The 2,507-nt window shown below is 73.8% G+C and carries 3 protein-coding genes; all 3 read right to left on the bottom strand.

Going from position 1 to position 2,507, the window contains the following annotated elements; genetic code table 11:
- A partial coding sequence (alr, locus tag FDZ70_09230) for an alanine racemase (GenBank protein ID TLM70292.1) occupies nucleotides 1–768 on the bottom strand: 768 nt, incomplete at its 3' end.
- 2 nt (nucleotides 769–770) lie between these two features.
- The gene (locus FDZ70_09225) at nucleotides 771–1,232 is read right to left on the bottom strand and encodes a CBS domain-containing protein (protein ID TLM70291.1); all 462 of its coding nucleotides are present in this window, start codon (nucleotides 1,230–1,232) and stop codon (nucleotides 771–773) included.
- A gap of 27 nt (nucleotides 1,233–1,259) precedes the next feature.
- The coding region (locus FDZ70_09220) for an NAD(P)H-hydrate dehydratase (protein TLM70290.1) at nucleotides 1,260–2,507 on the bottom strand (1,248 nt) is incomplete at its 5' end.

Below are 2,507 nucleotides of genomic sequence, written 5' to 3'. Positions count from 1 at the left end.
GCGCTGCACCCTGGCCACCTTCGCCTTCACGGACATCGCGGGCGTCAGATCCACGCGGCCGCGGGTCGAGTCGGCCGGGTGGAGGCCGTAGACGGCGATGCCGCACCGGACCATGTCGAAGCGGCTCTCGGGACGCAGCACCGCCGCCGCGCTGTTCGCCGCGTGCACGACGCCGGTCCGGATGCCGCGCTCGCGCATCGTCTCGAGCGCCTCGCCGAAGCGCTCGAGCTGGGCGTCGAAGTCCCAGTCACCAGGCACCTCCGCCGTCGCGAAGTGCGTGAACACGCCCTCCATGCGCAGACCGGGCAGGGCGGCGAGCGTCTCGGCGAACTCCGCGGCCTCCTCGGCGCGGACGCCGATGCGGTTCATGCCCGTGTCGACCTTCAGGTGGAAGTCGACGGTCTCGCCCGCCCGCTCGGCTGCCCGGGAGAGCGCGATCGCAGCCTCCTTGGTGAAGACGGTCGGCACGAGGCGGTGTGCGACCACCAGCGGGGCGCCCGACGCCGGTGGTTCCACGAGCATGTGGACCGGTGCGGTGACCCCCGCCTCGCGGAGGTGAACGCCCTCCTCGATGGTGGCGATCCCGAGCCGGTCGGCCCCGCCGGCGAGCGCGGCGCGCGCGCACTCCACGTCGCCGTGTCCGTAGGCGTCGGCCTTGACGACTGCCATGAACGCCACGCCCGAACCGACGCACGCGCGCAGCGCGCGCACGTTGGCGGTGACCGCTCCTGTGTCGACCTCGGCCCACGCGGGCCGCAGGTAGGGCATGGCTACTCCTCGGACGCCAGCGCTCGGACGAGGTCGGACTTGGACACGATCCCGACGAGGCGGCCGGAGTCGAGCACGGGGATCCTGCCGACCTCGCGGTCGACCATCATGGTCGCGACGTCCTCCATGGACGCGCCGGCATCGACGGTGACCGGGTCGGACGTCATCACGTCCGCCACGGTGGCGCCGACGGCCTTGCGCAGCTCCGCCTCGAACTCGCTGACCGACGACGGGAGCAGCAGCAAGCCGTCGAGCAGGTGGAACGACGTCGGGAACTCGACCTTGACGTCCTGCATGATGAGGTCGTCCTCGGTCACCAGGCCCACGATCCGGTCGCCCTCCATGACCGGCAGCGCGCCCACGCGGTGCTCGGCCATGAGGCGCGCGGCCTCCTTGACCGCCAGGCCGGGGCCGACCGTGACCGGGTCCGGCGTCATCACGTCGCGTGCGGTGAGCTGGGTCATCGCGATCTCCGTCTTCTCGCGCCGGCCTCAGCCGGCGATGCCGCGCACGGCCTGGGGCAGGTGGTCCGCTATGTCCTCCGCCATCACGCAGGTCTCGGTCAGCGCATCGGCCGCCGCGTCACCCGCCGCCCCGTGCAGGTGCGCCGCGAGCGCGCCGGCCGCCAGTGGGGCGACCCCTTGGGCGAGCAGCGTCCCGGTCATTCCCGCGAGCACGTCGCCGGCGCCCGCCGTCGCCATCCCGGGGTTGCCGGTGAGCGTGACCACCCTGCGCCCCGAGCCCGCGACGACCGTCCGAGCGCCCTTCAGCACACAACAGCGGTGCTCGCCGGTCAGCCTCATGGCCGAGGATACCCTATCGGACTGCACCGACACGGCGTCGGTGGACAGCAGCCGCGCGAGCTCGCCGGGGTGCGGCGTGAGCACGGTCGGGTACTGGCGCGCATCGAGCAGTTCGACCGCATCCACGAGCGCGTTCAGGCCATCCGCGTCGAGCACCAGCGGCAGCGCCAGGTCGCGCACGAGCTTGCGGACCAGCAGCACGGTGCCGGACGCGACCGTCAGGCCCGGCCCCACCACGACCGCGTCGTGGTCCCTGGCCAGGTCGTCCACGGCGTCGAGCGTCTTGCTGGCGAGCGTCCCGCCGGGGTTCTCGGGCAGGCCGACGACCACCGCCGAGGTGAGCTTGACCTGCATCGTGGGCGCGATCGACTCGGGCACCGCGAGTGTCACGTACCCCGCGCCCATGCGCTGCGCGCCGGCGACGGCGAGCGCCGCGGCGCCGGTGTACGCGCGGGAGCCCGCCACCACGAGCACGCGGCCGCGATCGTTCTTGTGCGCGTCCCGCGGCGCGACGGGCAGCACGCGCCGGTAGTCGGCGGCGTCCCACACCTCCAGAACGTCCGTGGCGGGCAGGCAGTCCGCCGGCACGCCGACGTCGGCGACGCTCACGTGCCCGGTGCGCTCGGCGCCGGGATACAGGAGCAGCCCGGGCTTGAGCGCCGTGAACGTCACGGTGAGGTTCGCGCGGACGGCGCGGCCTGGGACGCGACCGGTGTCCGAGTCCACTCCCGAGGGGACGTCCGCCGACACGACGAACGCGCCGCACGCATCGATCGCCCGGATCGCCGCGGCGAAGGGCTCCGCCGGCGCCTTCGTCAGGCCGACGCCGAAGACGGCGTCCACGACGACCGCCGGCTCGCCGATCGCATCGGCGAACTCGTCGGGCCCCGACGGCGCACGCCACGGCACGCCCGACTCCGCCGCGCGCTTCGCGGC

The organism is Actinomycetota bacterium (assembly GCA_005774595.1).
GTDB lineage: Bacteria > Actinomycetota > Coriobacteriia > Anaerosomatales > D1FN1-002 > D1FN1-002.
The sequence above is the reverse complement of the archived record's forward strand: the minus strand, read 5'-3'. Positions and strand labels throughout refer to the sequence as shown.